Origin of the sequence: Roseateles sp. L2-2 (genome assembly GCF_050613215.1) — a bacterium.
GTDB classification, from domain to species: domain Bacteria; phylum Pseudomonadota; class Gammaproteobacteria; order Burkholderiales; family Burkholderiaceae_C; genus Roseateles; species Roseateles noduli.
The window spans coordinates 4,076,236-4,102,407 of the sequence record NZ_CP192509.1 but is presented as its reverse complement, the minus strand read 5'-3'; the positions used below and the strand labels follow the sequence as shown (position 1 = coordinate 4,102,407).

The 26,172-nt window shown below is 67.7% G+C and carries 27 protein-coding genes; 19 read left to right on the top strand and 8 right to left on the bottom strand.

The window, feature by feature from the left end; translation table 11 throughout:
- Window positions 1-51 precede the first annotated feature (51 nt).
- Window positions 52-1,038: a malate dehydrogenase gene (locus ACQZ13_RS18430; protein ID WP_431046903.1), complete on the bottom strand. Its 987-nt coding sequence runs from the start codon at window positions 1,036-1,038 to the stop codon at window positions 52-54.
- A gap of 255 nt (window positions 1,039-1,293) precedes the next feature.
- Between ACQZ13_RS18430 and ACQZ13_RS18425 the strand changes: the two genes are divergently transcribed.
- The 16 genes from ACQZ13_RS18425 to ACQZ13_RS18350 all read left to right on the top strand — a co-directional run bounded on the left by ACQZ13_RS18425 (window position 1,294) and on the right by ACQZ13_RS18350 (window position 17,922).
- Window positions 1,294-2,076, top strand: coding sequence for a GntR family transcriptional regulator (locus ACQZ13_RS18425; RefSeq protein WP_088408867.1), 783 nt, complete (start codon window positions 1,294-1,296; stop codon window positions 2,074-2,076).
- Window positions 2,077-2,202: 126 nt separating this feature from the next.
- Window positions 2,203-2,643, top strand: a complete 441-nt coding sequence (sdhC, locus tag ACQZ13_RS18420; RefSeq protein WP_431046900.1) for a succinate dehydrogenase, cytochrome b556 subunit — start codon at window positions 2,203-2,205, stop codon at window positions 2,641-2,643.
- A gap of 73 nt (window positions 2,644-2,716) precedes the next feature.
- On the top strand, window positions 2,717-3,079 hold the full coding sequence (gene sdhD / locus ACQZ13_RS18415; RefSeq protein WP_331614721.1) for a succinate dehydrogenase, hydrophobic membrane anchor protein: 363 nt from the start codon (window positions 2,717-2,719) through the stop codon (window positions 3,077-3,079).
- Window positions 3,080-3,082: 3 nt separating this feature from the next.
- Window positions 3,083-4,891 (top strand): succinate dehydrogenase flavoprotein subunit, encoded by a 1,809-nt coding sequence (gene sdhA / locus ACQZ13_RS18410; RefSeq protein WP_431046898.1) that lies wholly within the window; start codon window positions 3,083-3,085, stop codon window positions 4,889-4,891.
- Between the two features lie 19 nt (window positions 4,892-4,910).
- Entirely contained in the window at window positions 4,911-5,615 is a 705-nt protein-coding gene (locus ACQZ13_RS18405; RefSeq protein ID WP_088408871.1) for a succinate dehydrogenase iron-sulfur subunit, read from the top strand.
- A gap of 39 nt (window positions 5,616-5,654) precedes the next feature.
- Window positions 5,655-5,936 (top strand): succinate dehydrogenase assembly factor 2, encoded by a 282-nt coding sequence (locus ACQZ13_RS18400; protein WP_297531478.1) that lies wholly within the window; start codon window positions 5,655-5,657, stop codon window positions 5,934-5,936.
- Between the two features lie 30 nt (window positions 5,937-5,966).
- Complete coding sequence (gltA, locus tag ACQZ13_RS18395) at window positions 5,967-7,277, top strand: citrate synthase (RefSeq protein ID WP_421037247.1); 1,311 nt, start codon at window positions 5,967-5,969, stop codon at window positions 7,275-7,277.
- Between the two features lie 196 nt (window positions 7,278-7,473).
- Window positions 7,474-8,490, top strand: a complete 1,017-nt coding sequence (locus ACQZ13_RS18390; RefSeq protein WP_431046895.1) for a LacI family DNA-binding transcriptional regulator — start codon at window positions 7,474-7,476, stop codon at window positions 8,488-8,490.
- Window positions 8,487-9,488: a ribokinase gene (locus ACQZ13_RS18385; RefSeq protein WP_431046893.1), complete on the top strand. Its 1,002-nt coding sequence runs from the start codon at window positions 8,487-8,489 to the stop codon at window positions 9,486-9,488. Before ACQZ13_RS18390 ends, ACQZ13_RS18385 begins: the two co-directional genes overlap by 4 nt.
- A 33-nt stretch (window positions 9,489-9,521) precedes the next feature.
- Window positions 9,522-10,502 (top strand): nucleoside hydrolase, encoded by a 981-nt coding sequence (locus tag ACQZ13_RS18380; RefSeq protein ID WP_431046891.1) that lies wholly within the window; start codon window positions 9,522-9,524, stop codon window positions 10,500-10,502.
- 103 nt (window positions 10,503-10,605) lie between these two features.
- On the top strand, window positions 10,606-11,928 hold the full coding sequence (locus tag ACQZ13_RS18375; protein ID WP_431046889.1) for a TRZ/ATZ family hydrolase: 1,323 nt from the start codon (window positions 10,606-10,608) through the stop codon (window positions 11,926-11,928).
- 107 nt (window positions 11,929-12,035) lie between these two features.
- Window positions 12,036-13,184 (top strand): ABC transporter substrate-binding protein, encoded by a 1,149-nt coding sequence (locus tag ACQZ13_RS18370; RefSeq protein WP_088408877.1) that lies wholly within the window; start codon window positions 12,036-12,038, stop codon window positions 13,182-13,184.
- 352 nt (window positions 13,185-13,536) lie between these two features.
- A complete protein-coding gene (locus tag ACQZ13_RS18365) occupies window positions 13,537-13,806 on the top strand; it encodes a hypothetical protein (RefSeq protein WP_431046886.1) in 270 nt (89 codons plus the stop codon).
- Between the two features lie 116 nt (window positions 13,807-13,922).
- Window positions 13,923-14,591, top strand: a complete 669-nt coding sequence (locus ACQZ13_RS18360) for a response regulator (RefSeq protein ID WP_088408879.1) — start codon at window positions 13,923-13,925, stop codon at window positions 14,589-14,591.
- Window positions 14,584-16,743, top strand: coding sequence for a sensor histidine kinase (locus ACQZ13_RS18355; protein ID WP_431046884.1), 2,160 nt, complete (start codon window positions 14,584-14,586; stop codon window positions 16,741-16,743). Before ACQZ13_RS18360 ends, ACQZ13_RS18355 begins: the two co-directional genes overlap by 8 nt.
- Before the next feature lie 72 nt (window positions 16,744-16,815).
- Complete coding sequence (locus ACQZ13_RS18350) at window positions 16,816-17,922, top strand: hypothetical protein (protein WP_431046882.1); 1,107 nt, start codon at window positions 16,816-16,818, stop codon at window positions 17,920-17,922.
- Between the two features lie 99 nt (window positions 17,923-18,021).
- Here ACQZ13_RS18350 and ACQZ13_RS18345 read toward each other — a convergent pair whose 3' ends face one another.
- Complete coding sequence (locus ACQZ13_RS18345; RefSeq protein WP_431046880.1) at window positions 18,022-18,555, bottom strand: FKBP-type peptidyl-prolyl cis-trans isomerase; 534 nt, start codon at window positions 18,553-18,555, stop codon at window positions 18,022-18,024.
- Window positions 18,556-18,698: 143 nt separating this feature from the next.
- Here ACQZ13_RS18345 and ACQZ13_RS18340 point away from each other — a divergent pair, with 143 nt between their 5' ends.
- From ACQZ13_RS18340 to ACQZ13_RS18330, 3 genes are all read left to right on the top strand, one after another.
- A complete protein-coding gene (locus ACQZ13_RS18340) occupies window positions 18,699-19,826 on the top strand; it encodes a JmjC domain-containing protein (protein ID WP_431053280.1) in 1,128 nt (375 codons plus the stop codon).
- An 88-nt stretch (window positions 19,827-19,914) separates the two neighbouring features.
- Window positions 19,915-20,439 (top strand): hypothetical protein, encoded by a 525-nt coding sequence (locus tag ACQZ13_RS18335; RefSeq protein WP_431046878.1) that lies wholly within the window; start codon window positions 19,915-19,917, stop codon window positions 20,437-20,439.
- A 156-nt stretch (window positions 20,440-20,595) separates the two neighbouring features.
- A complete protein-coding gene (locus ACQZ13_RS18330) occupies window positions 20,596-20,796 on the top strand; it encodes a hypothetical protein (RefSeq protein WP_331612821.1) in 201 nt (66 codons plus the stop codon).
- Window positions 20,797-21,051: 255 nt separating this feature from the next.
- Here the strand turns inward: ACQZ13_RS18330 and bamC are convergent, their stop codons facing one another.
- The 6 genes from bamC to ACQZ13_RS18300 all read right to left on the bottom strand — a co-directional run bounded on the left by bamC (window position 21,052) and on the right by ACQZ13_RS18300 (window position 26,144).
- Window positions 21,052-22,212, bottom strand: a complete 1,161-nt coding sequence (gene bamC, locus ACQZ13_RS18325; protein WP_431046876.1) for an outer membrane protein assembly factor BamC — start codon at window positions 22,210-22,212, stop codon at window positions 21,052-21,054.
- 83 nt (window positions 22,213-22,295) lie between these two features.
- On the bottom strand, window positions 22,296-23,177 hold the full coding sequence (gene dapA, locus ACQZ13_RS18320) for a 4-hydroxy-tetrahydrodipicolinate synthase (RefSeq protein ID WP_431046874.1): 882 nt from the start codon (window positions 23,175-23,177) through the stop codon (window positions 22,296-22,298).
- An 84-nt stretch (window positions 23,178-23,261) separates the two neighbouring features.
- Entirely contained in the window at window positions 23,262-23,864 is a 603-nt protein-coding gene (locus tag ACQZ13_RS18315) for a class I SAM-dependent methyltransferase (RefSeq protein ID WP_431046872.1), read from the bottom strand.
- On the bottom strand, window positions 23,861-24,664 hold the full coding sequence (locus ACQZ13_RS18310; RefSeq protein WP_088408887.1) for an SDR family oxidoreductase: 804 nt from the start codon (window positions 24,662-24,664) through the stop codon (window positions 23,861-23,863). The genes ACQZ13_RS18315 and ACQZ13_RS18310 overlap by 4 nt, the downstream gene beginning before the upstream one ends.
- Before the next feature lie 90 nt (window positions 24,665-24,754).
- Entirely contained in the window at window positions 24,755-24,889 is a 135-nt protein-coding gene (locus ACQZ13_RS18305; RefSeq protein ID WP_431046869.1) for a hypothetical protein, read from the bottom strand.
- A 22-nt stretch (window positions 24,890-24,911) separates the two neighbouring features.
- Complete coding sequence (locus ACQZ13_RS18300) at window positions 24,912-26,144, bottom strand: MFS transporter (protein WP_431046867.1); 1,233 nt, start codon at window positions 26,142-26,144, stop codon at window positions 24,912-24,914.
- Window positions 26,145-26,172 lie beyond the last annotated feature (28 nt).

Genomic DNA, 26,172 nt, shown 5'->3' with positions numbered 1-26,172 from the left:
TCGAGTGTCGCTCAGCGGAAAGGCCCCGAGAGGCCTCCGCGTGGCATCGCCTTACAGCAGATGCTTGACGCCGTTCTGCTCTTCGAGCAGTTCGTCGAGCGTCTTCTTGATCGCGGCTTGCGAGAACTCGTCGATCTCCAGGCCTTGGACGATCTTGTACTCGCCGTTCTCGACGGTGACCGGGTAGCCGAACATCACGTCCTTCGGGATGCCGTAGGAGCCGTCCGACGGGATGCCCATCGTGACCCACTTGCCGTTGGTGCCCAGGGCCCAGTCGCGCATGTGGTCGATGGCAGCGTTGGCGGCCGAGGCGGCCGACGACAGGCCGCGGGCGGCGATGATGGCGGCGCCGCGCTTGCCGACGGTCGGCAGGAACGTCGTGCGGTTCCACTCTTCGTCGTTGATCAGCGCCTTGACCGACTGGCCGTCGATGGTGGCGAAGCGGTAGTCCGCGTACATCGTCGGCGAGTGGTTGCCCCACACGGCCAGCTTCTCGATGCCGGCGACCGGCTTGCCGGTCTTGGCGGCGATCTGCGAGGCGGCGCGGTTGTGGTCCAGGCGCAGCATGGCGGTGAAGTTCTTGGCCGGCAGGTCCGGGGCCGACTTCATCGCGATGTAGGCGTTGGTGTTGGCCGGGTTGCCGACCACCAGCACCTTGACGTTGCGCGAGGCCACGGCGTTCAGGGCCTTGCCCTGCGCGGTGAAGATCGCGCCGTTGATCGACAGCAGTTCCGAGCGCTCCATGCCCGGGCCGCGCGGACGCGAGCCGACCAGCAGGGCGTAGTCGGTGTCCTTGAAGGCGGTCATCGGGTCGCTGTGGGCCTCGATGCCGGCCAGCAGCGGGAAGGCGCAGTCTTCCAGCTCCATGATCACGCCCTTGAGCGCGTTCTGGGCCTTCTCGTCGGGGATCTCCAGCAGTTGCAGGATGACGGGCTGGTCCTTGCCCAGCATCTCGCCGGAAGCGATGCGGAACAGCAGGGCATAGCCAATCTGGCCGGCGGCGCCGGTGACGGCGACGCGAACGGGTTTCTTGCTCATCAGGGTCTCCGAGAAGTGCGAGTGAATGATGCGTGAGGCGCAGTCCGCGCCAGCGGCGGCAAGTGTAGGACAGCGCGGCCTCGGCACGGATCGCGATAGGGTCTTCTTCGCCCACCGGTGTGGGGAGCTGCCCCCAAAAGTAGCGCATCCGCATTGCGCGAAACTGACACTCTTCTGTCTTATATAAGACTAATCCGCTCGGACTCCCTCTACAGGGTGGACGCTGTCTCCGGGTTTGTGCTCGAATCGCGCCCCATGTCGCCCCCCGCCGCCCCGGTCCATCCCGTGACGCCGCTCAATGAGCTGGCGCGCGCGGAAGCCGCGCCGTCGTTCAGCCCGCTGTACCGCCAGATCAAGGGGCTGATCCTGAAAGGGCTGCAGGCCGGCGAGTGGAAGGCCGGGGAGACCATCCCCAGCGAGATGGACCTGGCGGCCCGCTTCGGCGTGAGCCAGGGCACCGTGCGCAAGGCCGTCGACGAGCTCGCCGCCGACAACCTGCTGGTCCGCAAGCAGGGGAAGGGCACCTTCGTCGCCACCCATGCGGAACAGCAGCAGCAATACCGTTTCCTGCGGCTGACGCCGGACGCCGAGGAGGCTTCGTCGCTCGGTCGCCAGCTGCTGGATTGCAAGCGCCAGCGGGCGCCGGCCTTCATCGCCAAGCTGATGCAGCTGCGCGCCGGCGACCCCGTGATCGAGATCCGCCGCCTGCTGCACAGCGGCGGCCATCCGGTGGTGTTGGACGACATCTGGCTGCCCGGCGCGCTGTTCAAGGGGCTGACGACCGAGCGGCTGCTCGAGCATCGCGGCCCGTTCTACAGCCTGCTCGAAACCGAATTCAACGTGCCCATGATCCGGGCGCAGGAAAAGATCCGTGCGGTCGCGGCGGAGGAAGACGCCGCCGCGCTGCTGCAGGTAGCGCCCGGCAGTCCGCTGCTGAGCGTGGAGCGTCTCTCCTTCACCTACGCCGACAAGCCGGTGGAGTTGCGCCGCGGTCTCTACAACACTTCCCACCACTTTTATCGCAACAGCCTGAACTGATGCTTTCGCGTTGCGGCGCTGACGTTTTCATGGCAACGCCAGAAGACGAGATGCGCCCAGGACACCCTTGAGGGGTGTTGCGTTGCCATAAAATCTTCGGGTTTCACATTGATTACAAGGTCGGACATGACGGACGCCACCCAAGCCACCAAGAAGAATCGACCGGTCTACACCAACATCCATGTCACGCAGATCGTGTCGTACCGCTTGCCTCCGGCCGGCATCGTCTCGATCCTGCATCGCATCAGCGGCCTGCTGATGTTCTTCCTGCTCCCGTTCGTGATCTGGATGTTCGACACCAGCCTCACGTCCGAGATCTCGTACGAGACCTTCACCGCGGCCTTCGTGTCCGGCATCGGCTTCCTGCCGGGCTGGTTCATCAAGCTCGTGACGCTGGGCCTGATCTGGGGCTACCTGCACCACTTCATCGCCGGCGTGCGCCACCTGTGGATGGACGCCACGCACAGCGTGAGCAAGGCGCAGGGCAAGAACAGCGCGATCGTCACGCTGGTGCTGAGCATCGTGCTGACGCTGGCGCTGGGCGCCAAGCTGTTCGGCCTGTACTGATTCCGCCGCGACCGCGCGGCGCGCCGTGCGGTCGGGCTGAGTTCCGACGATTGACCCAAGAGGCAAATCAACAATGACAACCTACGGAAGCAAGCGCATCGTCACCGGTGCGCATTACGGCCTGCGCGACTGGATGGTCCAGCGCGCCACCGCGCTGCTCATGGCGCTGTTCACCCTCGTGCTGCTCGCGCAGGTGCTGTTCACCAGCCAGCCGATCGGCTACGACTTGTGGGCCGGCATCTTCAGCAAGCAGTGGATGAAGTTCCTGACCTTCGCGCTCATCGTGTCCCTGGCGTACCACGCCTGGGTCGGCGTGCGCGACATCTGGATGGATTACGTGAAACCGGTGGGCGTGCGGCTGTTCCTGCACACGTTCACGCTGGTGTGGTTGACGGGTTGCGCGGGTTGGGCGATCCAAGTGCTCTGGAGGCTGTAAGAAATGCAAATCGGAACCTCGCTGCCCAAGCGCAAATTCGACGTCGTGATCGTGGGAGCCGGCGGCTCCGGCATGCGCGCGTCGCTGCAGCTGTCGCTGGCCGGCCTGAACGTGGCCGTCCTGTCCAAGGTTTTTCCCACCCGCTCGCACACCGTGGCCGCCCAGGGCGGCATCGGCGCCAGCCTGGGGAACATGTCCGAGGACAACTGGCATTACCACTTCTACGACACCGTCAAGGGCTCGGACTGGCTGGGCGACCAGGACGCCATCGAGTTCATGTGCCGTGAGGCGCCCAAGGTCGTCTACGAGCTCGAACACTTCGGCATGCCGTTCGACCGCAACCCGGACGGCACGATCTACCAGCGTCCGTTCGGCGGCCACACCGCCAACTACGGCGAGAAGCCGGTCCAGCGCGCCTGCGCCGCGGCCGACCGCACCGGCCACGCGCTGCTGCACACGCTGTACCAGCAGAACGTCAAGGCCCGCACCAACTTCTTCGTCGAGTGGATGGCGCTGGACCTGATCCGCGACGCCGACGGCGATTGCGTCGGCGTGACCGCGCTGGAAATGGAGACGGGCGAGATCCACATCCTCGAAGCGAAGACCGTGCTGCTGGCCACCGGCGGCGCCGGCCGCATCTTCGCCGCGTCGACCAACGCCTTCATCAACACCGGCGACGGCCTGGGCATGGCGGCGCGCGCCGACATCCCGCTGCAGGACATGGAGTTCTGGCAGTTCCACCCGACCGGCGTGGCCGGCGCGGGCGTGCTGCTGACCGAAGGCTGCCGCGGCGAGGGCGCGATCCTGCGCAACGCCAACGGCGAGCGCTTCATGGAGCGCTACGCCCCGACGCTGAAGGACCTGGCGCCGCGCGACTTCGTCTCGCGCTGCATGGACCAGGAGATCAAGGAAGGTCGCGGCTGCGGTCCCAACAAGGACTACGTCGTGCTGGACATGACCCACCTGGGCGGCGACACCATCGCCAAGCGCCTGCCGTCGGTGCTGGAGATCGGCCACAACTTCGCCAACGTCGACATCACGAAGGAACCGATCCCCGTCGTGCCGACCATCCATTACCAGATGGGTGGCATCCCGACCAACGTCCACGGCCAGGTCGTCACCCCCAAGGGCGACAACTACAGGGACGTCGTCAACGGCCTGTACGCGGTGGGCGAGTGCTCCTGCGTGTCGGTGCACGGCGCCAACCGCCTGGGCACCAACTCGCTGCTGGACCTGCTGGTCTTCGGTCGCGCCGCGGGCAACCACATCGTCGACGCCGTCAAGAACTCGGGCAAGTCGCACAAGCCGCTGCCCAAGGACGCCGCCGACCAGACGCTGTCGCGCCTGAACCGCCTGGAGTCCAACACCGGCGGCGAATACGCCCAGGGCGTGGCCGACGACCTGCGCGCCGCGATGCAATCGCACGCCGGCGTGTTCCGCACCAGCAAGCTGCTCGACGAAGGCGTCACCGCCGTCGCCGCGATCCGCGAGCGGGTCAAGAACATCACGCTGAAGGACAAGTCCAAGGTCTTCAACACCGCGCGTGTCGAGGCCCTGGAAGTGGACAACCTGATCGAGGCCGCGCAGGCCACGATCGTGTCCGCCGCCGCGCGCAAGGAATGCCGCGGCGCCCACACGGTGAACGACTTCGAGCGCGGCGCGGACGATGCGGAATTCCCGCTGGGCCGCAACGACAAGGAGTGGATGAAGCACACGCTGTGGCACTCCAAGTCCAACAGCCTGACCTACAAGCCGGTCAATCTGCAACCGTTGACCGTCGAGAGCGTCCCCCCGAAGGTCCGTACCTTCTGAGCGCCGCAGGAGCATTCAAATGATCAAGCGCACCTTCAAGATCTACCGCTACGACCCGGACAAGGACGCCAAGCCGTACATGCAGACCATCGAGCTGGAGCTCGCCGGCAACGAACGCATGCTGCTGGACGCCCTGCTCAAGCTCAAGGCCGTCGATCCCACGCTGTCCTTCCGCCGCTCGTGCCGCGAAGGCGTCTGCGGTTCCGACGCGATGAACATCAACGGCAAGAACGGTCTGGCCTGCCTGACCAACCTGCGTTCGCTGCCCGACGTCATCATCCTCAAGCCGCTGCCGGGCCTGCCCGTCGTCCGCGACCTGATCGTGGACATGACGCAGTTCTTCAAGCAGTACAACTCGATCCGTCCGTTCCTGGTGAACGAGGAAGCGCCGCCCGAGAAGGAGCGCCTGCAGTCCCCGGAAGAGCGCGACGAGCTCAACGGCCTGTACGAGTGCATCCTGTGCGCGAGCTGCTCGACCAGCTGCCCCAGCTTCTGGTGGAACCCCGACAAGTTCGTCGGCCCCGCCGGTCTGCTGCAGGCCTACCGCTTCATCGCCGACAGCCGCGACCAGGCCACCGCGGAGCGCCTCGACAACCTCGAGGACCCGTACCGCCTGTTCCGCTGCCACACCATCATGAACTGTGTCGACGTCTGCCCCAAGGGTCTCAACCCGACGAAGGCGATCGGCAAGATCAAGGAATTGATGGTGCGTCGCACCGTCTGAGCCCGCTCGCGCCGCTTCCGGGCGGCTACACGCACACGCATGAACGCCACCGACATCAACACCCTCATCGATGAGAGGGATCTCTCCAAGCTCAAGTGGCGCTGCCGCCGCGGGCTGTTGGAGAATGATCTTTTCATCGAGCGGTTCTTCCGGCGGCACGAAGGCGCGTTGACCGAATTCCACGCGGAAGGCCTGCGTCAGCTGATGGACCTGTCGGACAACGACCTGCTCGATCTGATGCTGGCCCGCAAGGAACCGGCCGACGAGCTGGACCGGCCCGACGTTCATGCCGTGCTCGCGATGCTGCGGACCCCTCAGTAACCAGAACCCCCGAAGTCATAAGGAATGCCCATGACCCCGTCTGACGTCAAAGCCACCCTGTCGTTCTCCGATGGCAGCCCGCAAATGGATCTGCCCCTGTACAAGGGCACCATCGGTCCGGATGTGATCGACATCCGCAAGCTTTACGCCCAGACCGGCAAGTTCACCTACGACCCGGGTTTCCTGTCGACGGCGTCGTGCAATTCCACGATCACCTACATCGACGGCGACAAGGGCGAGCTGCTGTACCGCGGCTACCCGATCGAACAGCTGGCGACCAACTGCGACTACCTCGAGACCTGCTACCTGCTGCTGTACGGCGAGCTGCCCAGCCCGTCGCAGAAGGAGGAGTTCGTCAACCGCGTGACCAACCACACGATGGTCAACGAGCAGATGCAGTTCTTCCTGCGCGGCTTCCGTCGCGACGCGCACCCGATGGCGGTCATGACCGGCCTGGTGGGCGCGCTGTCGGCCTTCTATCACGACAGCACCGACATCAATAATCCCGAGCACCGCGAGATCGCCGCGATCCGCCTGATCGCGAAGATGCCGACGCTGGTGGCGATGGCCTACAAGTACACGATCGGCCAGCCCTACATCTATCCGAAGAACGACCTCTCGTACGCCGGCAACTTCATGCGCATGATGTTCGCCACGCCGTGCGAGGAGTACAAGCCCAACGACGTGCTGGTGCGCGCGATGGACCGCATCTTCACGCTGCATGCGGACCACGAGCAGAACGCGTCGACCTCGACGGTGCGCCTGTGCGGCTCGTCGGGCACCAACCCGTTCGCGGCCATCGCCGCGGGCGTGGCCTGCCTGTGGGGCCCGGCGCACGGCGGCGCCAACGAGGCCTGCCTGAACATGCTCAACGACATCCAGCAGATGGGTGGCGTGGCCAAGATCGGCGAGTTCATCAAGCAGGTCAAGGACAAGAACAGCAACGTCAAGCTGATGGGCTTCGGCCACCGGGTCTACAAGAACTACGACCCGCGCGCCAAGCTGATGCGCGAGACCTGCCATGAAGTCCTGAACGAACTGGGCCTGCACGACGACCCGCTGTTCAAGCTGGCCATGGAGCTGGAGAAGATCGCGCTGGAAGACGAATACTTCGTCGCCCGCAAGCTGTACCCGAACGTCGACTTCTACTCCGGCATCGTGCAGCGCGCCATCGGCATCCCGGTGCCGCTGTTCACGGCGATCTTCGCGCTGGCCCGCACCGTCGGCTGGATCGCCCAGTTGAACGAGATGATCGGCGACCCCGAGTACAAGATCGGCCGTCCGCGTCAGCTGTTCGTCGGCGCCACCAAGCGCGACGTCACCCCGATCGCCCAGCGCTGATCGACAGACGCCGAGCCGGAATGCCGGCTCGACGCACCAAGCCCCTGCGCGCCGCGCCGGGGCTTTTTTGCATCTGAATATTTGATGCGCGGGGTTCGTCCCGATCGGGAGCGCATCGCCGGTGGGTTATGCTCTGCAAACGTTTGCAATTGACTGAACCAGCCAGTTTGGCACGAGCAGAGGACCGGATCGACCGATGAGCACCATCAAGGATGTAGCCGCGCTGGCGGGGGTGTCCTTCACCACGGTGTCGCACGTGCTGAACAACACGCGGCCGGTGAGTGCCGAGGCCCGTGCGCGGGTGCTGGCGGCGGTCGACGAGATCGGTTACCTGCCCAGTGCGGTGGCGCGGTCGCTGCGTCGCAGCGAGACCAAGATCGTCGGCGTGCTGGTGCCCAACGTGCGCAACCCCTTCTTCGCGGAGCTGGTCGTCGGCGCCGAGGAGTGGTGCCGGCAGGCGGGGTACTCGGTCTTCCTGTGCAACTCGGACAACGATCCCAAGCATCAGCAGGCGTATCTGCGCACGCTGCTGGAGAAGCGCATCGACGGCCTGCTGCTGAGCTCCGCCGGCGACGCCGAGACGCTGGCCAGCACCTTCCGCCACGCGAGCGTGCCGGTGGTGACCGTGGACCGCCTGGTGCCCGGCGCGCGCGCGGACCGTGTCAGCGTGAACAACCAGCTCGGCGCCTTCGAGGTCGTCCGCCATCTGTTGGAGCTGGGCCACCGCCGCATCGGCTGCGTGAGCGGCCCCGCCGAATTCGAAGTGACCACCGAGCGTGTCGCCGGCTGGCGCAACGCGCTGCAGCAGCGCGGCCTGGAGGCGCGTCCCGAATGGCTGGCCGAAAGCGACTTCAGCACCGCCGGCGGCTACGAGGCCGTCAAGGCGCTGCTGACGCGCCAGCCCGAGCTCACCGCCGTCTTCACCTGCAACGATTTGATGGGCATGGGCGCGCTGCGCGCCGCCGCCGAGCTCGGCCTGAACGTGCCGCGTCAGCTCTCGGTCGTGGGCTTCGACGCCATCGAACTCGGCAGCTATGTCTATCCCGCGCTGACCAGCGTGGGCTGCTCGATCCGCGACCTGGGCCGCGAGGCCGGCCGCGCGCTGATCGAGCGAATCGAGAATCCCCAGGCGCCCTTCAAGGATCTGCAACTCGTGCCGCAGGTCGTGCTGCGCGAGAGCACCGCGGCGCCGTCGTCTCCGGAGCTTTCATGACTTCAGCAAAGGCTGCCGCCACCGTGGTGGTGGTGGGCAGTGTCAACATGGACCTCGTGGCTCACGCCGCGCGCCTGCCCGCGCCGGGCGAGACCCTGATCGGCGAGGCCTTCGCCGGCACGCCGGGCGGCAAGGGGGGCAACCAGGCGGTGGCCGCGTCGCGGCTGGGCGCGGAGGTCGCGCTGATCGGCCGCGTCGGCATGCGCCAGCACGGGCAGGACCTGCTGAAGGCGCTGGAGGCCGAACGCGTGCATGTCCAGGCGATCCGCCGCGATGACGCCGCGTGGCCCGGCGTCGCCGTGATCATGGTCGCGAGCGAGGGCGGCGAGAACGCCATCGTCGTCGTGCCCGGCAGCAATGCTGACCTGGACGCCGCCGATGTGGAGCAGGGCGGGGCGCTGCTCCGTCAGGCGAAGGTGGTCGTGGCGCAGCTGGAGGTGCCGGTGCCGGCGATCCAGCGCGCCTTCGAGATCGCCCGCGAGGCCGGTGTGACCACGGTGCTGAACGCCGCGCCCGCGCAGGATCTGCCGGCCGCGCTGCTCGGCCTGAGCGACTGGCTGATCGTCAACGAGACCGAAGCGCTGCAGCTGGCCCGCGACGTGGCGTTGCCCGGCGATGCCGACGGCGTCACGATCGCCCGCGCGACCGCCGCGCACCTGCGGACGCAGGGGCCGCGCCACGTGCTGGTGACGCTGGGCGGCGCCGGCGCCTGGCTGCTCAGCGACGAGCATCCGGACGGTCTGCACCTGCGCGCGTCCCGCGTGGACGCGGTGGACACGGTCGGCGCCGGCGACACGCTGGTGGGCGGACTCGCCGTCGGCCTGGCCGAAGGCCTGGTGCCGGCCCGCGCGGCCGCGCTGGGGCAACTGGCGGCCGCGCTCGCGGTCAGCCGGACCGGCGTCCAGCAGGCCATGCCCCACCGCTCCGAGTTGCCGGAATTGCCCGAGCTCGCCGCGCTGATCGCGAACGGGGCACACTCCGCCGACGGCAACCCCTGACCCCCGACCCTGACCCTGGAGCGCAGTAACCCCATGGACAGCAAGATTCCTGCTTCGGACCGCATCCCGGTCCTCTTCGACACCGACCCCGGCATCGACGACGCGCTCGCGCTCGCGCTGCTGGCCTGTCATCCGCGCTTCGAGCTGGTGGCCGTCACGACGGCCTTCGGCAACGGCCCCGTCGCCACGACCACGCGCAACGCGCGCGGGCTGACCGCGCTCTTCCGCCAGGACGTGCCCGTCGCCGCCGGCGCCGAAGGTCCGCTGCGCGATGAGCGCCGTCGCAAGGACGCCGCGCATGTGCACGGCGACGACGGCCTCGGCGGCGTCGCCGACCGTCTGCCGGCACCGACGCGGCCGCTCGATCCGCGTCCCGCGCATCAGCTGATCTGCGACCTCGTCAACGCGCGGCCCGGCGAGATCACGCTGGTGGCCGTCGGCCCGTTCACGAACCTGGCGCTCGCGCTCAAGCATGACCCGACGATCTCCGGCAAGGTCAAGCGTGTCGTCGTGATGGGCGGGGCCTTCGGCCTGAAGGGTCATGGCGGCAACGTGTCGCCGGTGGCGGAGGCCAACATCATGGCCGACCCTGAGGCCGCGGATCAGGTCTTCACCGCCGCGTGGCCGGTGACCATCGTCGGCCTGGACGTGACGCAAGAAGCGATCATGCGCGAGGCCGATCTCGCGAAGCTGCGCGGTCGCGGCGACGGCGCCGGCGACCTGCTCTGGCAGGCCACGCGCCACTACCAGCAGTTCTACGACGCGCGCGACGGCATCGGCGGCATCTACGCCCACGACGCCAGCGCCGCGGCGATCCTGCTGGTGCCGGACGCCTTCACGCTGCGTTCGGGCCCGGTGCGCGTGGCGCTGGAAGGCATCGCCACGGGCCAGACCATCCAGGACTGGCGCAGCGAGCACGGCAGCGGCACGCCGTGGAGCGGCCACCCCGCGCAGCAGGTCTGCGTCGAGGTGGACGCGGCGCGGGTGCTCGCGCTGTTCGACGAGATCTTCTGACCTCGGGTCGTCGCCGCGACGCGATGCAGCGATCGGGCGACGACGCCTCCAAGAATCAAGACAATGCACCTCGCGCCGAGCGGCGCGAGCAAGGAGAACCTGAATGACGACCCAAGCCGTGAAGCTGCTGTTGCCCCGCTGGCTGATCACCATGACCCCGGACAGCCCGGTGCTGGAGCAGCACGCGCTGGCCATCGAGGGCGAGCGCATCGCCGCCGTCCTGCCGCGCGAGGAAGCGCTCAAGCGCTTCGCCGACGCCGAGCGCGTCGAGCTCCCCAACCACGTGCTGATCCCCGGCCTGATCAACGCGCACACGCACTCGGCGATGTCGCTGCTGCGCGGCGTCGCGGACGACCTGGCGCTGATGGACTGGCTCAACAACCACATCTGGCCGCTGGAGCGCCAGTGGGTGAGCGAGGACTGGACCTACCAGGGCTCGCTGCTGTCCGCGGCCGAGGCGCTGCGCGGCGGCGTGACCTACCTGAACGACATGTACTTCTTCCCCGCCGCGATGGCCCGCGCGGCGGTGGACAGCGGCATCCGTGCCGGCGTGTCGATCAACGTCATCGACTTCCCCACCGGCTACGCCGCCAACGCCCAGGACTACATCGACAAGGGTCTGGCCGCCTACGAGCAGTTCAAGGGCGAGAAGCTGCTGGACTGGACCAGCGCGCCGCACGCGCCGTACACGGTCTCGGACGAGACCTTCATCCAGCTGCGCGAGCTGGCCGAGAAGTACGACCTGCAGATGCACTGCCACATCCACGAGACGCAGGACGAGATCGACGGCAGCGTGAAGCAGTACGGCGAGCGCCCGCTGGCGCGCCTGAACAAGCTGGGTCTGCTGAACGCGAAGATGATCGCCGTGCACATGGTCCACCTGACCCCGGACGAGATCGACCTCGTCGCGAAGCAGGGCGTGCATCTGGTCCACAACCCGAGCTCCAACCTGAAGCTGGCTTCCGGCGTCGCGCCGGTGAAGGCCCTGGAAGCAGCCGGTGTCAACACCATCCTCGGGACCGACGGCGCGGCCTCCAACAACCGCCAGGACATGTTCAGCGAGATCCGCGCCGCGGCGCTGCTTGCCAAGGGCGTGACCGGCGACCCGCTGACCGTCACCGCGCGCACCGCGCTGGAGATGGCCACCGTGCGCGCCGCCAAGGCCATGGGCCGCGCCAACGACCTGGGCACCCTCGAAGCCGGCAAGCTGGCCGACGTGGTCGCGGTGGCGCTGGACTCGATCGAGTGCCAGCCCGTGTATCACGCCGATGCGCAGCTGGTTTACGTCGCCGGGCGTGAACATGTCACGGATGTCTGGGTGGGCGGCCGGCAGGTGCTGTCGAATCGCAACGTTCTGACCTTCGACACGCAGGCGATGCTTGGGCGGGTAGCGGACATCGTGGCTAAGATGCGCGCGGGGCGCTGATCCCCCCTGAACATGGGGGTGCCGGCGCCGAGGGGCCGGCGGCGATCTGACCGCCGGCGTGCTGGAGACACAGCCGGTCGCATGACGAGCCGGCGGGACAGACCACCATGAGCAAGTCAACACGCAACCGGCCCCTGAGCCGGTTCGCCGCTTCCATCGCCACCGCCCTGGTGGCCTTCGGCTTCAGTGCCGCCGCGCAGGCCGACATCCTGATCGGCCAGACCGCCGGTTTCACGGGCCAGGTCGCCGCCAGCGTCAAGGAACTGACGCTGGGCGCCAAGCTCTACATCGACAAGGTCAACGCCACCGGTGGCGTCAACGGCCAGAAGATCGACCTGCAGTCGCTGGACGACGGCTTCGATCCCAAACGCGCCGCCGCCAACGCGCAGACGCTGATCGACAAGGGCGCCGTCGCCCTGTTCCTGACGCGCGGCACGCCGCACACGCAGGCCGTGATGCCGCTGCTGGAGAAGGCGCAGGTGCCGCTGATCGCGCCCTCCACCGGCGCGATGCTGCTGCACAAGCCGGTCCATCCCTTCGTCTTCAACGTGCGCTCGACCTACCAGCGCGAGGCGGAACGCGCCGTCCAGCTGCTGCTGGAGATGGGCAACACCCGCATCGCGCTGGTGCAGGTGAACGACACCTTCGGCGCGGACGGCATCGCCGGCGCGATGACGGGGTTCAACGACCGCAAGATGAAGCCGGTCGCCCACTTCACCTACGAGCGCGAGAAGCCGGACATCGCCGGCGTGGTGAAGCAGCTGATCGCCGCGGACCCGCAGGTCGTGCTGATGGTCGCCTCGCAGCAGATCACCGCCGACACGATCAACGCGCTGCGCGCGGCCGGTTCGCGCATCCTGGGCGCGACCCTGTCCAACAATGCTTCCAACGGCTTCGTCCAACTGCTGGGCCAGAACGCCGCCGGCATCATCGTGTCGCAGGTCTTCCCGAGCGAGCGCTCCACCAACGTGCCGATGGTCCGCGAGCTGGGCGACCTGGTGAAGGCGCATCCCGCCGAATCCAACGGTCAGGTGACACCGGCCATGATGGAGGGCTTCGCCTCCGCCAAGGTGCTGGTCGAGGCGCTCAAGCGCGCCGGCAAGGATCCCAGCCGCGCCGCGATCCAGAAGGTGCTCAACAGCATGACGCGCTACGACCTGGGCGGCATGGAGGTGGGTTACTCGCCGACCGACCATACCGGCACGAACTACGCCGACATCGCGATCATCGATCCGAGAGGTCGCTTCCTGCGCTGATCCTCACCGCGGGCCATTCCCTTTGCGACGGGCGCCTTCGGGCGCCCGTTCTGCTTTTCCTGTCGCCCGCATCGACCGAACGGGTCGCCGCGGGGCGGCCTCCCGCGACTGAGTCGAAGCCGCTGGCGCCTGACCTCAATATCGCCAATATCGTTCCCTGAATGGGTGGGTGCCGCCCCCGTATATTCAGTGACTGCTTTGGATGGGCCGAATTCGTTCGTCGACCAACAAATTCGTGATTCGAATCGCTGCAGGCTAGCAGGTTTGAGTCGATAAATGCATTCATGAGTGATTAGCAAACTGATCGCAGTCGGTGACACTGCCGCCAATAGTTTGCAAATGGATTTGTGTCATGAGAAACATGTATGCGATCTCTATCGGCCTCACGCTCGCAGGCGCAGGCTGTCTGCTGGCCGAGCGGGCGGAGTCTTCCGGGCCGGGCCATCCCTTGTTTGAACTTACTGTCATTGGTTACCTGCTGGCGATGGGAGGGCTGATGCTGCTGGTCGCCTGCCTGGCCGCCAGCGCCGAGGACTGGATCAAAGGCCGATGGCGACGGGTCTCCGACCCCGCCGACGGGGATTGGGATCCGCCGCCGCAGCAGCTCCTGGACCATCACTGAATTCAGTAGTCTGGCGTTTTCGGGTTTACTTGCTTCGGTGATTGCTGGTTTCTGCTCGCTCGCGAAACTGTGCCCGCCTCTGGGCAATGGGATAACGAGTGAGAAGGAGCCAACGAATGAGTATTGCCGTCGTGATCATCGAAGACGACCCCACCGTCATGAAGAGGTTGGTGGACGTGATTTCGAACAGCAGTTTCTGCGAAGTGGTGGGTATCGCCAAGAACCGGGGCGAAGCGGTCGCGGCCATCCTGGCCAACCGGGCGGATCTGTACATCGTCGATCTGGGCCTGCCGGATGTCGACGGCGTCGAGCTGATCCGCCTGATCCAGGACAAGTGCCCGGAGTCGCGCAGCGTCGTCGTCAGCACCTTCGGCGACAGCAAGCACGTGATGCGCAGCCTGAGGGCGGGCGCCAGCGGCTACCTGCTCAAGGACGAGATCCAGCCGGCCATGGTGGACAAGCTCGTCAGCGCGCACAACGGGCAGTCGCCGCTCAGCCCGGCCGTCGCGCAACTGGTGGTCGAACGGATCAACATGCTGGAGAACAACGTGCGGCCGCATGTCGACCGGCCGAAGGTGTTGCGCGACCTCGGCCTCGGCGAGCGCGAATGGGAGGTGCTGCGCCACCTCGTCGACGGCCTGCCCATCGTCGAGATCGGGCGCCGGCTGAGCATCTCGCACCACACCGTCAACCAGCATCTGCGCAGCGTCTACCGCAAGCTGGGCGTGAAGTCGCGCGCGATGGCGGCCAACGCCGCGCGCCTGCACGGACTCATCGATGAGTAGTCCGCCGCGGAGTTCGCTGAAGACGGTGTTCTTCTGGCTGACCTTCTTCGTCCTGGCCCTGCTGGTCGTGGCCACCAGCAGCCTGGCGACGCGGGTCTACCGCGTCGAGGGGGCGCAGGACCTGGAGATCGTCGAGGCGGCCACCGCGTCGCGCGACGCGGGCCCGGAGGTGCCCCGCCTGGAGGGCGTCGTCCTGGCCCGCGAGGGCGCGTTCGCGCTTCCGCATCTCTACGACGTCAGCCAGTCGGACGGCTTGAAGCGGGCGAGATTCCGCATCGACCTGGACCGGTATCTCGCGCATCCGGCGCCGTGCTGCGACGCCCGCGCGGGCTACCGCGGGGATTCGCGGATCCCCGGCACCAGCCTGCTGATCAGCCAGGCCCTGGACGGCATGGACGTCTACCTGAACGGCGTCTGGGTCGCCGGCCTGCCGAAGTCGACGGCGCAGGCGCGCTACAAGTGGTACCGCCCGCTGCAGGTGCCGCTGGCGCGCAGCCTCGTGCGGCCCGAAGGCAATGTCCTGACCGTCGAGCTCACCACCTGGGACCGCCAGGTCCACATCGCACCGGTCTACATCGGCGATCTCGACACCATCTCCTACATCGGCGAGCTGACGCTGTTCGTCGGCACCTCGCTCGCCAACGCCTCCAACGTGTTCTGTCTGCTGGCGGGCATGTTCATGCTGGGCGCCTGGCTGGCGAACCGGCGCGAAGGCGCGGTGTTCCTGCATGCGGGCGCCACGACGGTGCTGTGGTCGGTGCTGTTCTCGCTGGTGCTGCTGCCCTACGTCCCGGCCGCGATGGTGCCGCTGTGGCTCTGGGCCCAGTACGCCTGCATCGGGGGCGTCGTCGTCGTGCTGACGCTGTTCATCTTCGCCTTCGTCGACGAGCCGCTGGGGCGGGGCGGGACGCTGGCGCTGTTCGGCGCGGCCGCTTTCGCCGCGGCCACCTATCCGCTGCTGGGGGCGCGCGGGCGCGAGTGGCTGGACGCCTACTGGCTGCCGGTGCTGCTCGTGTTCCATCTCTACGCCTGTTCGCGGCTGGCGCTGCACGTCGCGCGGACGCGCTCGCGCACGGCCATGTCGCTGTTGTTCCAGTCGGTGCTGGCCCAGGTCTTCGCGCTGCGGGACCACAACGCCGTGCGGGAACTCGTGTCTTTCCCGATGCCGGACGCGGGCTGGTCGCTGTCGCACCTGCTGGTCACGCCCATCTATCTGAGTCACCTGAGCGTGCCGCTGCTGCTCTTCGTCGTCGCGCAGATCCTGCTGACGAAGTTCCAGGCGAACGTGAAGCGCGTGCGCGACCACAACCGCATCCTCACCGAGACGCTGCAGCAGCGCGAGCGCGAGCTGGCGATCAGCTACAACCGCCAGCGCGAGATGGAGACCGAATCCGCCGCGCAGGCCGAGCGCGACCGCATCTATCGCGACCTGCACGACGGCATCGGCTCCAAGCTGGTCACGACGCTGTTCAGCGTGCGCGATCGCGACATCGACCACGACCGCCTCGAGCGCGGCCTGCTGGACGCACTGAAGGACCTGCGCGAGATCATTTCGGTCACGGAGGTCCATGAGCAGCGCACCCTCCACGACATCCTGTTCACCTACTGCAGCAACCTGGACGAGTCGCTCAGCCGGGCCGACTTCCAGATCGAATACGACATTCCCGAAGGACCCGAAATCGTGCTGCTGGCCGACCTCTCCAAACAAGTGATGCGCATCGTCGAGGAGTCCGTCGCCAACACCATCAAGTACGCGAACGCGAGTCGGCTCTCGATCCGCATGACGGTGATGCATGGTGAGCGACTGGAGGTGCTCATCGAAGACAACGGCCAGCCTGGCGCCGCGCAGCGGGAGGTGCAGACCCAGGTCGACGAGGCGGCGGATCTGGATGCGCAGGAGGGTGTCGAGCTGGACGCGGACGTGGAGGCCGGCGGCTGCGGCGGGGCGTCGCCCCGGGTCGGCGGCACCGGTCTGGCCGGGCTTCGCCGCCGCGCGGAACGGATAGGCGCGGTCTTCCGTTTCGAACGCACGCCGCAAGGCGCCAGGACCTCGTTGAGCCTTCCTTTGACCGTTTCGGTCCCCCGGGATCCAGCAAACGAGTCGGTCACCGACTGTTCCCAGTCGGAAAGCGCTGCATTGCCACTGAGCTGAGCCATCGAACGTTTGGCCGATCCTGGAAATACTGACGTCCCGCCCGGGCATCCGGGTCTGTCGACGATTTCCATGGCCACGCAATCTTCCCGACCCTCCCGCAGCGGCGTCACGGTAGCCCGGCTGCTGATCCAACCCGATCCTGCCTGCGCCCGTTTCGCACGTCAGCCCATCATCGACGGGTCCGTCGAGCCGATGGGGCAGGAACTGTGCTTCCGCTGGAGCGCCGGCATGCGCCGCGCGCCGCCGCCCAGCGCCTACGCGACCAGCCTGCTGCTGAGCCAGTCCCTGCTGGACGGCGGCATGGCGCACCGCCGCCCCGGCTGCCTGTTCGTCGAGATGGACGCGGCGACCCTGCTCAGTCCGATCGCGGACGTTCTCTGCGGCACGCTGGGCGCCATCCAGATCCCCCTGGGCGTGCCGGTCCAGGAAACGCTGACCCGCCGGATCGCGCAACTGCACGCGCGCGGCTACCGCTTCGCGCTGGCGGGCGTGGTGACGCCGGACGATCCACGCACCGTCTGGCTCCCGATGACCTCGTTCGTGAAACTGGACGTGTCGCTCGCGCCGGTGAGCGCCTGGGCCCCGGTCCAGGAACTCGCGCGTCGGGCCCATGCGACGCTGATCGCCGACCGCATGACCGAGCCTGGCGACTACCTGCGGCTCAAGGCGCTGGGCGTGCGCTACTTCCAGGGGGACCTGCTGATGCCGCCCCAGGAGGAGTCCCCGCGGGCGCTGCCGAGCTGCGACCTGGACGTGCTGGGACGCCTGTTCCGGTTGATGCGTCACGGCGTGCCGAACGAGGCGCTGGCCCTGACCGCCTCCTCGGACCCGGCGCTGGTGATCCGGCTGCTGATGCTGCATCGCCTGCACGCCGGACGGGCGCGCCCGCCGGCGACCTTGACCGAGACGCTGGCGGGTCTGCCGGAGCCGGTGCTGGTCGGCTGGCTGCATGTGCTGCGCAGCAGCACCTTCGACCTGACGCCGAGCACGCAGAGCTGGTCGCACGCGGTGCGGGAGCAGATCCACAACTACCGCGCACGGCTGATCGGCGCACGCGTGTGCTGCAGCCCGGCGGAGCTGGAGGCCAAGGTCTTCGATCTCTACCGCCGGCTGTGCTCGCGCGAGCCCGCGGGCCCGGCGCCCTGGTCCCTGGGCGAGTCCTCCGGAAAGGTCTGAGGGATCGCGACGGGACCTGGCACGACCCCGGCCGGACAGGACCGAAAACGAAGAAGCCCCGCAAGGCGGGGCTTCGAAAGGCTCAGTCGACGGAGGCGGTCAGTGGATCGGCTCGTCCGGTCCCGGGCCGCCGGGGAGGCCGGTGGCCACGGTGAAGCCCGAATCGCCCAGCGTGCCGACTTCGAGTTCTTCCTCGGTGGCCTCGCGCACGTCGTGCACGGTCACGTGGATGCGCAGGCCGACGCCTGCCAGCGGGTGGTTGCCGTCCAGCACCACGTGTTCCGGATAGACCTCGGTGACGGTGTAGATGCGGTCGGCCGGCATGTCCGGCGTCGACGCGCCTTCGGGCAGTCCCTCGAACTGCATGCCGACATCGACGTTCTCGGGGAAGACCTCGCGCGGCTCGAAACAGACCAGGGCGCTGTCGTAGTCGCCGAAGGCGTCCTCGGGCTCCAGCGCCACGCTGACTTCATCGCCGGCGAGCTTGTCGACCAGCGCTTCCTCGACCTTCGTGAACAGGTCCTGGCCGCCGTAAAAGAACTCCATCGGCGGGTCCAGCACCTCGACGGATTGGCCTTGGGCGTCCTCAAGTCTCCAGGTCAGGGAGACGACGCAGGGGGCAGTGATTTGCATCGCGCAATTCTCTCAGACAATGCCCGCCCATGAGCTCCACGTCCAAGTCCCCCCAGACCGTCCCGTCCCCCTCGGCCCGCGTCAGACCTGCCAGATCCGCAAGAGGGGCGGCATCCGCGGCTGATGCCGCCAGCGCTTCCGGCATCGACATCGCCGCGAAGCTGCCGCTGCTCGGCCACCTGAGTCCCGCGCAGTTCATGAAGCGCCATTGGCAAAAGCAGCCGCTGCTGGTGCGCCAGGCGCTGCCCGGCGTGGTGCCGCCCATCGATCGCGTGGGTCTGGCCCGCCTGGCGGCCAGCGACGAGGTCGAATCGCGCCTCGTGTCGCAGCAGGACGGCGACCGCTGGTCGATGCGTCAGGGACCGATCGCCAAGCTGCCGGCCTGGAGCAAGCCGCAGTGGACGCTGCTGGTGCAGGGGCTGGATCTTCACGTCGAGCCGGCGCAGGCGCTGCTGAGCCGTTTCCGCTTCATCCCGGAGGCGCGCCTGGACGATCTGATGCTGTCTTACGCCAGCGAGGGTGGCGGTGTCGGCCCGCATTTCGATTCCTATGACGTGTTCCTGATCCAGGTCAGCGGCCGCCGTCACTGGCGCATCGGGCGCCTGGGCGTTTCCACCACCGGCGCGCTGCGCGAGGACCTGCCGCTGAAGGTGCTGGCGGACTTCGAGCCGGAGCAGGAGTTCGTGCTCGAACCCGGCGACATGCTCTACCTGCCGCCCGGCTGGGCGCACGACGGCGTGGCGGTGGGCGGCGACTGCATGACCGCCTCGGTGGGCTTCCGCTCGCCGTGGCGCAGCGAACTGGCCAATGAGCTGCTGGTCCGACTGACCGACGATGAAGAGGCGCCGCGCGGCGACCGGATGTACATGGATCCCCGCCAGACGGCCACCGGCGAACCGGGCCGCATTCCCGAGGCGCTCACGACCTTCGCCCGCGAGGCGGTCCTGAAGGCCGCGTCGCAGCCGCTGGCGCTGGAGCGCGCGCTCGGCGAGGCGCTCACCGAGCCCAAGCCCAAGGTCTTCTTCGAGCCGGGCGAGGCGTTGCCGGCGGGGCAGGGCGCGCGCTTGAGCGCCCGCACCCGCATGCTCTACGACGCCGCGCATGTCTTCATCAATGGACAATCGTTCCGGGCCGGCGGACGCGACGCGACGCTGATGCGCCGCATGGCGGACCGCCGTGCACTGACCGCTGCCGAGGTCGCCAGGCTGAGCGACGGCGCACGCGACTTGCTGGACCAATGGACCGAGGACGGCTGGGTCCTGCCCGCCTGAACCTCGCCCGGCCTCAGGCTGCCTGTCCACCTCACCCGCTCAAGCCACCCGCTCAAGCCACCCGCACTCGCCACAGGAGGAGCTCGACATGTCGTCGGAACCCACCCCGCCCGAAGGTCTGAAGCCTGGCCTCGTCGACTCCCCCTCGGAGGTCCGGCAAATGCTGCGGCAAGCGCTGCAGCTGTCGGCGGAGCAGGGCGGACGCGAGTTGTGCTGGATGGACGCGGACTTCGCCGACTGGCCGCTGTCCGAGTCCGGCCTGCTGGACGCACTGCACCGCTGGGCGTTGCCGCACCGAAAGTTGCGGCTGCTGGCGAACAACGACTACGAGACCTTGCGTCGCGTCCATCCTCGTTTCGTCCAGTGGCGCCAGACCCACGATCACGTGGTCCAGGCGCGGGCGGTCGATCCGGCCGACCTCGCCGAGCGCAGCACCCCCGCGCCCATGGGGCTGCTGCTGGCACCCGGATTGCTGACATTGAAGGTGTGGACGCCGGCCCGGGCCTCACTTTCGCTGCACGACGCCCGGGAAGAGGCCATGGCACGCGAGTGGTTTGACGCTATTGAGCAACGTTCTGTCGACTCGTTCGCCAGCAGCACCCTAGGCTTGTAAGGAGATTACAAACTGGCGTCTATAATCATTGGCTAGGCGAGGGAAGCGCTCGAGGTTTCTCACGTCTTGGTCTGCTGAAGTTGTACTTGTCATCTGGTACGACTTCATTAATTACCGGTAATTGATTGTTCGTCTAAAAGTTACTTGAGGACAAGTATGAAAAAGTCGATCCTGTTGGCCTCCCTGCTGGCCGTTGTTGCCCTGACCGCTTGCGGCAAGAAGGAAGAAGCCGTCGCTCCCGTGGCGACCCCGGCTCCGGAAGCTTCGGCTCCGGCCGTTGAAGCCTCGGCCCCGGCCGTGGAAGCTTCGGCTGCCGCTTCCGACGCTGCTGCGCCCGCTTCGGCCGCCAGCAACTAAGACGATCACTCGTCCAGAGAAAGCCGCAAGGGTTCGCCCTTGCGGCTTTTTCTTTGTCTGAGCGCTTTGCCTGCGAGGTCAGTGTCGCTCTCTGACCGCTGGTATTAGAGTGGAGTTTGTCAGGCCCCGCCGAAGCGAATGCGGCCGACGTCCGCGCTGAATGCCAGGCCGTGAAGCCGCCAATGAAAAACGCCACCCGGAGGTGGCGTTTTGTTTTGCGCAAACTGATGGCGTACGGTCCGCCATCCTGTGGGATCAGCGCACGTCTTCCATCAGCAGTTGCAGGATGCGCTTGGCCATCTCGTTGGTCTGCTGCTGGCCCTTGTCGTCCAGGATCATGACGGTGGACGTCGTGCCCTCGGTCTTGACCGAGACGCGGTAGCGCACCGCGGTGGACGCGCTGGTGGCGCCGAACAGGCGCTGGAAGAAGTTGGGTTCTTCCTTGCCGGCCTGGTTGGGGTCGGCGTAGCGCAGGAAGAACAGACCCTGCTTGCGGTCCCGGTCCTCGATCGTGAAGCCGTGGCGGTCCAGCGACTGGCCGACCCGGCGCCAGGCGCGGTCGAAGTCCTCGTTGATCTTGAGTTGGTCCGGTACGTCCGCCAGCGAACGCGGCGCATTGCCGCGCGGCGCTTCGGCGAACGACGGTGCGGGCTGCTGCGCGGTCGCGACCATGGTCTTGGCGTCTTCTTCCTTGCCGCCGAGCTTGAGCATCAGGCGCGAGGTCATCTCGGCTTCCAGCTCCGGATCGGACGGGCGGGGCTGCCAGCCGGTCTCGTCGCGCTGCGAGTTCGTGTAGACCTCGACCAGGCCGCGGTGCGTGACGTAGATGTCGGTGCCGCCCTGGTCGTTGCGCTCCAGGCGGGTGCGGTATTTGTCGCGCTCGCCGGTGGAGTACAGCGAATCCAGCAGCGACCCCAGGGTCTTGCGGATGAAGTCCTGCGGCAGCTTGGCCTTGTTCTCGGCCCAGTTGGTCTCCATCAGGCCGACGTTCTGGTCCTCGGTCTCGATGGTGAAACCGCGGTCCTGCCAGAAGCTCTTGACCTGCGGCCAGACCTGCTCGGGCGGCAGGGCGCTGTGCAGCCAGCGGGCGTTGCCCAGGCGGTGGAACTCGATCGTGCCGGCCTTGTCCAGCGCGACGGGCGCGCCCGCGGCGGCGACGGCCTGGCGCTGCGTGTTGGGCTGCGCGGCCATCTGCGCGGCGCTGATCGGGCCGGTGGGACGGTTCTCCTTGGGCAGCTGCGTCAGGTCCGGCGGCACGTCCAGGCCGGTGGTCTGCTTGGCCTGGGTGCGATAGTCGACCTTGTCGCTGCTGGTGATGCTCTCGAACGTGCTGCACGCCGTCAGCGAGGCCAGCGCCATCAGGCAGGCCACGCGCACTGGAGTGGGCGCGCCGGATTCAGAAAGGGAACGAGTCACGCTGGAGATCTCCGAGGTAGGTCGGTGCGGCCCGCGGCCGCTGAAGGAAAAGGGGGCGGCCGGCGCGCGCCGGCCGGCAGTGATTAGAGCAGGCCGGCGTCGCGCATGGCGCCTTCGACCAGTTCCTGGCCGGCGGGCGTCAGCGGCGTCAGGGGCAGGCGCAGGTTGTTGGGGCAGCGGCCCAGCTTGTTCAGGGCCCACTTGCTCGGGGCGGGGCTGGGTTCGCAGAACAGCTGCTTGTGCAGCGGCAGCAGCTGGAAGTGCAGCGCGGTGGCCTCGCGCACGCGGCCTTCGATGGCGGCCGTGCACATCTCGTGCATCGCCTTGGGCGCGATGTTGGCGGTGACGCTGACGGAACCGCGGCCGCCCATGAGCATCATCGCGATGGCGGTCGCGTCGTCGCCGGAGTAGATGCTGAAGCCCTTGGGGGCATGCTTGATCAGCCAGGCGGCGCGCTCGACGTTGCCGGTCGCGTCCTTGATGCCGAACACGCCGGGCAGCGAGGCGCAGCGCAGCGTGGTCTCCACCGACATGTCCGCCACCGTGCGGCCGGGCACGTTGTACAGCATCATCGGGATGTCGACGGCCTCGGCGATCGCCTTGAAGTGCTGGTAGATGCCTTCCTGCGAAGGCTTGTTGTAGTAGGGGACGACCGACAGCGTGGCGTCGGCGCCGACCTGCTTGGCGAAGCGGCTCAGCTCGATGGCTTCGGCGGTGGCGTTGGCGCCGGTGCCGGCCAGGACCGGCTTGCGGCCCTTGACGTGCTCGACCGCGACGCGGATCACCTCGCGGTTCTCTTCCATCGTGACGGTCGGGGACTCGCCGGTCGTGCCGACGACGCCGATGACGTCCGTGCCCTGGTCGATGTGCCAGTCGATCAGGCTGCGCAGCCCATCGAAGTCGATGCGGCCGTCTTCGTGCATCGGCGTGACCAGCGCGACGATGCTGCCAACAATTGCGTTCATGGAGGATTCCTCTGGATCGGCGGATTCTACTGAAGCGCCGGGGCTCTTTCGGCGCTCATCCCCGGCGCTCGCGGGACGGCGCGCTCAGCGCAGCCGGTATCTCGGGTAGACCCCAGGCGGTGCGGCGTCGGTCGGCCGGTTCTCGCGAACCGCAGCAACGCGCTGGACATACCGGCCGTTGACCGTGCCTCCCCCGGTGACGGGGGGCTCCGCCTCGATGAAGCCGTCCTCGTAGGCGACCACGCGCAGGCCGTGCGCGGCGGTCAGCAACTCGCCAGGTTGCAGCAGGAACTCCGGATTGGCGGGCCGGCCGATGGTCTGTTGTCCATCGGTAAAGGTCTCGTAAATCAGCCATCCGCCCGGGGCGACGGCGTCGACGACGCGCGGCAGCAGCGGCCGCCACAGGTAGTTGGTGACGAGCACCACGTCGAAGACGCGGTCCGCCAGCGGCCAAGGACCTTGCTCGATGTCGGCCTCGATCAATTCGACCCGGTCGGAGAGTCCCGCGAGCGTCGCCAGCGCCGCCGCGTCGCGATCGACGCCGGTGACGGCCGCGCCTTCGCCGGCCAGCAGCCGCAGATGGCGGCCCGAGCCGCAGGCCAGATCCAGCGCGGTGACGCCGTCGCGGTCGCGCCAGGCCTGCGCCCAGCGCAGCACCCAGTCGCTGGGGAAAGAGGTCATGCTCATGCGGGCCGTTGTTCCTTCTTGAGGGCCTTCATCGCCATGCGGTCGACCATGGCAGGCGCCAGCAGCTTGAGCCAGCGGCCCAGCTTGCCCTTGGCGGTCATGACGATGTCGCGCTCGCGCGCCAGCGTGCCGTCGAGGATCAGCCGGGCGCATTCCTGGACCGGCATCGCGCCGCGCTCATCGAGGCTGCTCAGCCCCGACGCCGTTCCCTGCGCGTTGAAGCCGCGGTAGCGGATCTGCGTGTCGACGACGCCCGGATAGGCGATGGTCACGCTGACGCCGCTGGCGGCGACCTCGGTGCGCAGCGCCTCGAAGAAGCCGGTCATCGCGAACTTGCTGGCGCTGTAGGCGGTGCGGCCCGGGATGCCCAGCAGCCCGGCCAGACTGGAGACCGCGACGATGCGGCCCTTGCTGGCCTTGAGCGCCGGCAGCGCGGCTTGCGTGCACCAGGCCGAGCCCCACAGGTTGATCAGCATCAGGCGCTGGTACCAGGCCAGGTCCTTGACCTGGTCGAACAGTGCGTGCGCCGACATGCCGGCGTTGTTGACCAGCACGTCGATCGCGCCGAAGGCGCCCAGCGTGGTGCGGACGAGTTCCTGACAGTCCTCCTGCGATTCGACGTCGCAGCGCTGCACGCGGGTGTGGGCGCCGAGCGTCTCGCACTCCGCCGCCACCTTCTCGAGCTTGTCGACGCTGCGCGCCGCCAGCACGAGCGAGAGCTTGGCGCCTTCGCGCCGCGCCCATTGACGCGCCAGTTCGGCGCCGATGCCGTCGGAGGCGCCGGTGATGATCACGACCATGTTGTCTCCGTTGTCGATGCGCTCGTGGCGCTTGTTGTGTCCGTCGTATCCGTCGTCAGAGCGAAACCGGGGCAAGAACCGGGCACCAGATCAGAAGCACGCCCAGATCGCATCACCCAGCTGCTGCATCAGCGAGGGCTGTGTGTAGGCCAGGAAGACCGCCGCCAGCACGCCGCACGCGCCCACCCATGCCGCGATCCGCCAGAGTCCGTGTCGCGTCGTCATGGCCGTGCTCCGCCTCTCGCCGTCAGGCCGCGGCCGGCAGCGCGCGTCGCGGGATCGCCGTCTCGCGCACCGGCAGGTTGGCCACCATCGCCATCACGCCCAGCGCGATCGCCAGGTACCAGACGACGTCGTAGGAACCCGTCGCGTCATAGAGCTTGCCGCCCAGCCACACGCCCAGGAAGCTGCCGATCTGGTGGCTGAAGAACACGAAGCCGCCCAGCATCGACATGTGCTGGACGCCGAAGATCTGCGCCACGATCGCGTTGGTCGGCGGCACGGTGGACAGCCACAGCACGCCCATCACCGCGGCGAAGACGTAGACGCTCGCCGGCGTCAGCGGCACGTTCAGGAAGACGATGATCGCGATCGAGCGCAGCAGGTAGATGCCCGACAGCAGGTAGCGCTTGGGGAACTTCTGACCGAGCGTGCCCGCGGCATAGGTGCCGAAGACGTTGAACAGGCCGATCAGCGCCAGCGCATTGGTCGCGATCTGGGGCGTGAGGCCGTGGTCCTTCAGGTAGCTCGGCATGTGCACGCCGATGAACACGACCTGGAAGCCGCAGACGAAGTAGCCCAGCATCAGCAACTGGAAGCTGCGGTAGCCGAAGGCCTCGCGCAGCGCCTGGCCGATGCTCTGGTGATGGGCGCCGTGGGCGGCGTCGCGCGCCGGCTCGCGCAGGCCGAAGGCCAGCGGCACGATCAGGCAGGCCGCGATCGCCAGCACGAACAGCGCGTTCTGCCAGCCGTTGTAGCCGATCAGCCAGTTCTCGACCGGCACCATCAGGAACTGGCCGAAGGAGCCCGCCGCCGCGGCCACGCCCATGGCCCAGGACCGTTTCTCCGCGGAGACGTTGCGGCTGATGACGCCGTAGATGACCGCGTAGGTGGTGCCCGACTGGGCCAGCCCGATCAGCACCCCGGCGCTGCCGAGGAAGCCGAGGGTCGAGGTCGACACCGCCATCAGCGCCAGGCCGGCGGCGTAGAGCAGGGCGCCGGCGATCAGCACCCGCAGCGCGCCGAAGCGGTCGGCCAGCATGCCGGCGAACGGGCCGGCCGCGCCCCAGGCGATGTTCTGGACGGCCAGGGCCAGGGAGAAGGCTTCGCGGGTCCAGCCGCGGTCCATCGTGACCGGCGTGAGCCACAGGCCGAAGCCGTGGCGGATGCCCATCGACAGCGTGACGATCGCGGCGCCGCAGATCAGCACCTGCCGCATCGACAGCGTGCGGGAAGAAGAGGAAACGGGGGGCGCGCTCATCCGGTCAATGTACCGGCTGGTGGCGCGT